This window comes from Synergistota bacterium, from assembly GCA_021159885.1.
Classification (GTDB): Bacteria; Synergistota; GBS-1; order GBS-1; family GBS-1; genus AUK310.
The window spans coordinates 1-6136 of record JAGHDO010000021.1 but is presented as its reverse complement, the minus strand read 5'-3'; the positions used below and the strand labels follow the sequence as shown (position 1 = coordinate 6136).

The following is a 6136-nucleotide window of genomic DNA, read 5'->3' as shown; positions in this document are numbered from 1 at the left end:
GTTATATGGATCTTCTTGGCTCCACATTGTAGTTATAAGAGCTGGTTTTTCTGTAGTTCTTACTTCTTCCAACGGGATGGCTTTTCTTCCTTCAAGCCACGCCCAAGCGGGCTGTTCATTTGATTCGCTTAAATCTCCTTTTTTAACTCCCATTTTAGCGATATACATCTCTTCAAGGACATCGAGAAGGAATCCCTCTTTTCTGAAAGTTCCCTTTTTAGACCAGAATTTAATCGGCGAGAGAAGTTTTACATCCGGGACGATTATAAAGCCTTTTGGTGAAAGGTTAACGAGATATCCTACCTTGACATCTTTATAGATTATTGGTTCCACGCTTTTGATCGTTACGGAGCTTTCATCAAATTTAAGCCAGTTTACGGAGACGAGCTTTGCTTCATCTGGCGTTATGGCGTAGCATATCCCGATGAGAAGAAAGAGCGCTATAAGCGCTAAGGAAAATTTCCTTAACATTTTAACTTTCACCTCCTAAGTCCAGAACTTTCACTTCCTTGAGCTCCATCCAGTAGATTCTGAATGGAGGTTCAGCCTTGCCCTTTATCACCCCCTTTAGGAGGAGCTTTACCTTTGAGTAAGGGGGGAGTCCCTCAAGAAATCTAATAATGAAGTTGTCTTTTTGGTTTTCCGCGTAGTGAACTTCAAAGATATATTTTCTGTTTTCTCTTACCATGAACTTGTGCTGATCTGGATAAGCGTCTCTGAAATAGGCTATTACGCTTACCTCTTTTCCCTCAAGGTGCTTTATCTCCTTAAGGAGCTCCGAAAGTTTATAGATTTTCTCAGCGTGAGCTCCTCCAACTAAAAAACCGAAGATGATCACAATGGCGATTAGAAGCGTTCTCAAAAATGCCACCTCCTTAATACTCTTAATACTCAATAAGATACTGTTACTTCAGGATAAAATAATAGGAGGGGGTTGTACCCCTCCTTGATTGATGCCTCTTCTCTTTCTACCAGATGTCAATATAGGTCCTTTTTCCCCTCTTTCTTATGGTTCCCCATATATCTCCATTTATGATGTAGCTGTTTCCTAACGGCGTTATAATTCCCGTGTTTCCATTTATATCATATAAGAGAGAGTTACCAAGTGGTCTTATAGAACCGCTTATATCTCCGTATAGTTGAATTGAGCTCCCGAGCCTGTTTATAGTGCCTGAGTAGCCCCCTATGTCATAAAAGCCTGTAGATTCTCCTACCTTGCTTATTAAACCGTTTATATCTCCACTAATCCAGAGGGAATTTCCAATTTGTGTCGTGGAGAAGCTTAGCGAAAGCGCGTATCCGCTTACTCCTACCGCCATAATCATCGCGCATAGAATTACCGCTAACTTCCTTTTCATAACTAACCCCTCCTCTACAGATTTTGCACCCTAATGATATCATATTTAATATTAAATGTCAAGAGGGGATTAGAAAAATTTTTTTAATTTTTTCATTCCACCGCTTTTCTTAGGGCTGAGCGAGCTAATATTCTCGTTGAGTCCAGCGTAGGAATGGGAGAGTCTTTATCAGTTATAAGCAAAGGTATTTCAGTGCATCCTAAGACGACCGCATCGCAACCTTTTTCCTTTAGTTTTTCTATCACTTTCTGAAAATATGCGCGGGCTTCCGGAAGAAATTTTCCGTAGACGAGCTCGCTGAAGATGATATCGTTTATTCTTTCTCTCTCGTTCGGCTCTGGGATCAGGTATTCTATTCCCCTTTCGCTTAGCTTTGATGGGTAGACCTGAGATTCCATTAAGAATTTCGTGCCGAGGATTCCGATACGCTTAAACCCTTTCTTCTGAGCCTCTTTTGCGACCTCCTCTGCTATATGAAGCCAAGGTATGGGGGATCTCTCTATGAAGAGATCGAAAGCCTGATGAATGGTGTTATCCGGGCATATGGCAAAGTCCGCCCCTATTTTTGCGAGCTTTTCGGTTGATGAGAGCATAAGCTCTCCAACCTTTTCCCAATCCCCCGCTTCTATATATTTCATGTATTCGCCAAATGGGTGCGTGTGCATGCTCGCCTCTGGATGAGCATATCTCTGCCCCATAAACTTTTCTCCCTCTATGCAAATCGTGCGGTAGCAGAGAGAGGCTCCCTCTGCACTGCACGCGACTATTCCTATGTGCTTTGGCATTTTAAGACCACCTCCGTTTCAAGAGGAGATATATCGGAAGAACTGCGAGAAAGATCAAAAGAAGTGAAATTCCATGAGGAGCTTTCCCCATTGAGCATCCTCCGCCTGCTCCGCCCGATGGCTCTGGAGGAGGTGGAGGAGGATTCGGCTCTTCGCTAACTGTGATATAGATTGAACTGCTTCCCCAGTCTCCTCTTGAGTCGTAAGCTTTAACCGTAGCGAGGTAGCTTCCTGGGAAGTAGTATATCCACGAGGTTTGAGGAATTGTTGTCGTCAGATCAGCGTATCCGTCTCCATCGAAGTCCCATTCATACTTCGTTATCTCATCGCCATCAGGATCATAGGCAGAGGCAGTGAAATTCACCGTTAATGGAGCATATCCGCTTTGAGGATCAGCGGATAAGCCGACGACCGGAGGATTATTAGGAGACGGAGGTGCGCTTTCCTCAAATACTCCTATGTTGGTTTGCATATCTTTTATTTCCATTTCTCCCGTTCCATTTAAGAGATATGTTTCCGATCGATCCTCAACGACTATCTGAGCGGACTTAACCTTTCCAGAAGAGCTCGGTATCATGTCGCTCACCTTAAGTTTCCAATCACCGCTCGCATTTATAAAGGAGGATACATCCATGGCAAGCTCAAGATGCACTCTCGGATCAGGGTAGGCGCTCATGGAGAGATAATAATCCGGATAGCTTCCCTCGTATCCTGAGGTATTCCATGAATCCCAAGTGTTTCCTTTTCCAACGGTGATGATCAGATCCCCTAACCTTCCGTGATCGATTTCAAGCTCAAGATATGCCTTTATCTGTGGGTTTATGGCATCTATGAATCTCCATGCCTCACAGACATATTGCTTCATGAAATCATATGATAAAAGGCAGTTTCCGCTTATTCCCCAGCTTATCCCCCATGAGTTTCTCACCTTAAAGGCGCTAAGTGAATCATCGTATCCGTAAACGAGCATACCGTGATATCCGAGCAGTTCTTCCCACCAGAAAGGGCCATCATAAACTCCACCGATGTAGTATGAGAAAGAGGAATATATCGGCACACCTATGACAAATGGCTCACCGCTCGCCAAAAGCGCTTTCATGTCTTTTATCACGCTATCACTTAAGGGAGAGTATGGCGGTTCCTGACTCTCATCGCGAGCGAATATGAGCTCCAATCCTTGGACTTTATATTGAAGGGCACGCTTTATTACCTCCTTGCTTGGAAGAGTGAGATAGTCAGTTGTTAGGTTTGGAAAATCGGTAATCGGCGCGGCGCCAACCCTTTTCATAAGCTCATAGATATCTGGAAAAGTGGAACCATCATCCGTGCCCCCGTTTACGAGATTATATATGTAGCTTGCGGAGAACTGATGCTCTGGTTCGTTAACTGACCAGCCGTGCTCCTTCGATTCTGCATAGCTTTTCCAGTAATAAACTGAAGCCCAGCAGGCGCACGAGCCCACATATCCCTGATCTCCAACGGGAGGTAGATTGCTTGAGAGATCGACGCTCGCGGGAAGCTTTAAAGGAGCCTTTATTTCTTCTCTCTTAAACCTTGGATACTTAAGAGCGGTTTTAAGAGGGGTTCTCTTTAAGCCAAATGGATGTGGCAAAACTTTTTCCGCCAGTGATGAAATCGGAAGAAAGGATATTACGATAAAAATGCTTAAAAGGACTATAAGGATGTTTCTTAAAATCCTCATAGCGCTTTTATCTTCTTCTTATATTCTTGATAACTATAAATGCGGTGATAGCTACGATAGCCAAGAATGCAAGAGCGAATATACCAACAAGTGTACGGCTATATCTGAGTTTGAACCATATATGCTCCCACAGGCTTTTCTTTGGCTTTTCTCTCTCCGGCGGTTTTGGTGTTTTAAGATAAAATGGAACCACTTCTCCCTTTGATGAAAGGAAACAAAGGTCTCCCTTAAGCTTCCACTTTAAAACTGCCTTGGTGTAAAGCGGAGTTTGATTTGGGGTATTCTTTAACCAGGTGATAATAAGGGCCAATCGCTTTCCTCCATATACGCTTAACTGCCATAGCATTGCATCTTCTGCGAAATCTGGAACCACTGGAATCTTATTGGTTAAAAGCTTTATCCCCTGCTTTTTTACCTCATTTGCAGGGGCCAGGATTATCGCGTGTTCTAAGCTCTTTTTAAGCTCCTCTACTTTAAACTTGGAGAGATAGGAAGTTGATACCTCTAAAGGATGATATACCTTTTTTTGCCAAGATATTAAGCAGTTTAAAAGCGTTGTTAGAGCATCGCTGTTGATATTCTTTCCCAGATAGAGGGTTATTCTTTCCCCAACCATGGCAAATGGGAGATTTTCCAAGAGGGGTTTCATAGCCTTTATATCGTGTGGAAGATGAAGATACGAGCTCTTTTCTATTACGAGCCATGCGGATTCGGAATAGTTGTGGTTGCAATCCGGGACGTTTATATCCAGATAAGCTTTAAAGCCGATATTTATGTAGTTTCCTTTCGTTGCATCATAGGGTATTGGCACGACGAGCCTTCCATCGGTTATGTTCTTGGAAGAAAGCTCTATCGATTTCGCGGGAACATCGTTTATGAGAACGGTAAGAGCAGATTTCTTTCTATCGAGCGCTGGGGAGTGTTTAAAATGAAGCACTACCATTGGGTTTCCTTTTATAGCCCAGTGAAGCGGTATTCTAAAGGATATCGAATCTGTGTGAGAATATGTGCCTATGAATATGATGTCTCCAACCATGAGATCCGTAAAATATATGTCAGTTCCCAGCTCAGGAAGCTTTTTCTTTTTAGGCAGGGGCGTGTTTATGGGAAGGATTATCTTATTACCCTCTATCTGCTTTCTTACCTCTTTTGAAAGCAGGGCAAGCGTTCCTCTTAAGACACCTTTTTCCGTATCGGAGGTGATCAGAAGTCTTCCCTTGCCACTGCTATTGATAAAGCTTGAGATAGCATATTTGCCCTTAAGATCCTTTTGATCTACGCCAAATGTGGAAAGAAGTCCTGCAGGGAGAGCATCTGCTTTTCCTATATATATGAGGTTGTATTTAGATTTAACATCGCTGTTTAACTCTCTCATGAAGAATATATCGGGGGAGAACTTCTTGAATCTTCCCCTCTGCGCCCAGTCGAGAACCATAACGGATACAGCTTCTATCTCCTTGGGAGACCATTTATCGGGGAGCACAAAAGCGGTTAGCTCTCTGTGAGAGACATTTTCCTCAAAATATGGAGAGGGAAAATCCTTTATGCTGAGCTCTTCTTTCGGAAGGTAGTTTAAATGAACGTAGCTTTCCTTATGTATCCTGAGCCAGTTTCCGGGATTGTCTATATCCATGCATCTTTCCTCTGTAGTTCTCATGAAGCTTTTAAGCTCTATGACATTAACCCCTTTCTTCAGGTAGGAAACTGGCATCGGAATTTTTATTGATGCCCTCCATAGATTGCTATCATCGAGAGGTATAGTATAGATGGGAAGGCCGTTTAGATAGACGGTTATGTTGGAAATCTTTGGCCTGGTTATCTGAGAATGGCTTATAAACAGATTTATAAAGCTTCCCGGAAGAAGCTTCCAGGTAGGAGAAATATCGAAGTAGAAGTCCTGGTATCCAAATACCGTATTTATGGCTATGTCTTTCTCCATCAGGGTTATATTTAGTCCCTCTGCTTTGGGTCCCTCTTTATATTCTTCGTAATGTGCTTTGGGATAGAGTATGTCCACAACTATCCTGAACGGCTCATCCAGGGTAAATGCTTTGAATTCCATTTTATCGCTTTTTAAACCTATCTCTATAGTTGTCTTCTCTCCTCTTCTTTTAACGGAGTAATAAGTTGCAACCTTGTTTGGAGGAAAACGTTTTTTTCTTATTGTTCTTCTCGTCGTGGAGTTAACTTCTATAATCACGCTCTTTCCCTGTTTGTAAATCTTATATTCCGTTCTTGAAGTGAGGTCTATAACCATTCTTAAGCCATAGTTTTTTAAGGCAGTTCTTACG

Annotated in this window: 6 protein-coding genes; all 6 read right to left on the bottom strand. The window is 42.7% G+C overall.

Annotated features, from left to right (window positions below; genetic code table 11):
• The coding region (locus J7M13_01725) for a hypothetical protein (protein MCD6362709.1) at positions 1 to 471 on the bottom strand (471 nt) is incomplete at its 3' end.
• A gap of 1 nt (position 472) precedes the next feature.
• Positions 473 to 862, bottom strand: a complete 390-nt coding sequence (locus J7M13_01720) for a hypothetical protein (protein ID MCD6362708.1) — start codon at positions 860 to 862, stop codon at positions 473 to 475.
• A 106-nt stretch (positions 863 to 968) separates the two neighbouring features.
• A complete protein-coding gene (locus tag J7M13_01715; GenBank protein ID MCD6362707.1) occupies positions 969 to 1358 on the bottom strand; it encodes a hypothetical protein in 390 nt (129 codons plus the stop codon).
• Positions 1359 to 1450: 92 nt separating this feature from the next.
• A complete protein-coding gene (locus J7M13_01710; protein ID MCD6362706.1) occupies positions 1451 to 2143 on the bottom strand; it encodes an amino acid racemase in 693 nt (230 codons plus the stop codon).
• A gap of 1 nt (position 2144) precedes the next feature.
• Positions 2145 to 3845 carry a PKD domain-containing protein gene (locus tag J7M13_01705; protein MCD6362705.1) on the bottom strand — a complete coding sequence of 567 codons (1701 nt, stop codon included), beginning with the start codon at positions 3843 to 3845 and terminating at the stop codon, positions 2145 to 2147.
• A 7-nt stretch (positions 3846 to 3852) separates the two neighbouring features.
• Positions 3853 to 6136, bottom strand: a 2284-nt coding sequence (locus J7M13_01700; protein MCD6362704.1) for a cellulose biosynthesis cyclic di-GMP-binding regulatory protein BcsB, incomplete at its 5' end; no start/stop codon positions are given.

Excerpts from the sequence above, each read along its gene's own strand:
- J7M13_01715 (MCD6362707.1), bottom strand. The coding sequence starts at position 1,358 with ATGAAAAGGAAGTTAGCGGTAATTCTATGCGCGATGATTATGGCGGTA.
- J7M13_01710 (MCD6362706.1), bottom strand. The coding sequence starts at position 2,143 with ATGCCAAAGCACATAGGAATAGTCGCGTGCAGTGCAGAGGGAGCCTCT.
- J7M13_01705 (MCD6362705.1), bottom strand. The coding sequence starts at position 3,845 with ATGAGGATTTTAAGAAACATCCTTATAGTCCTTTTAAGCATTTTTATC.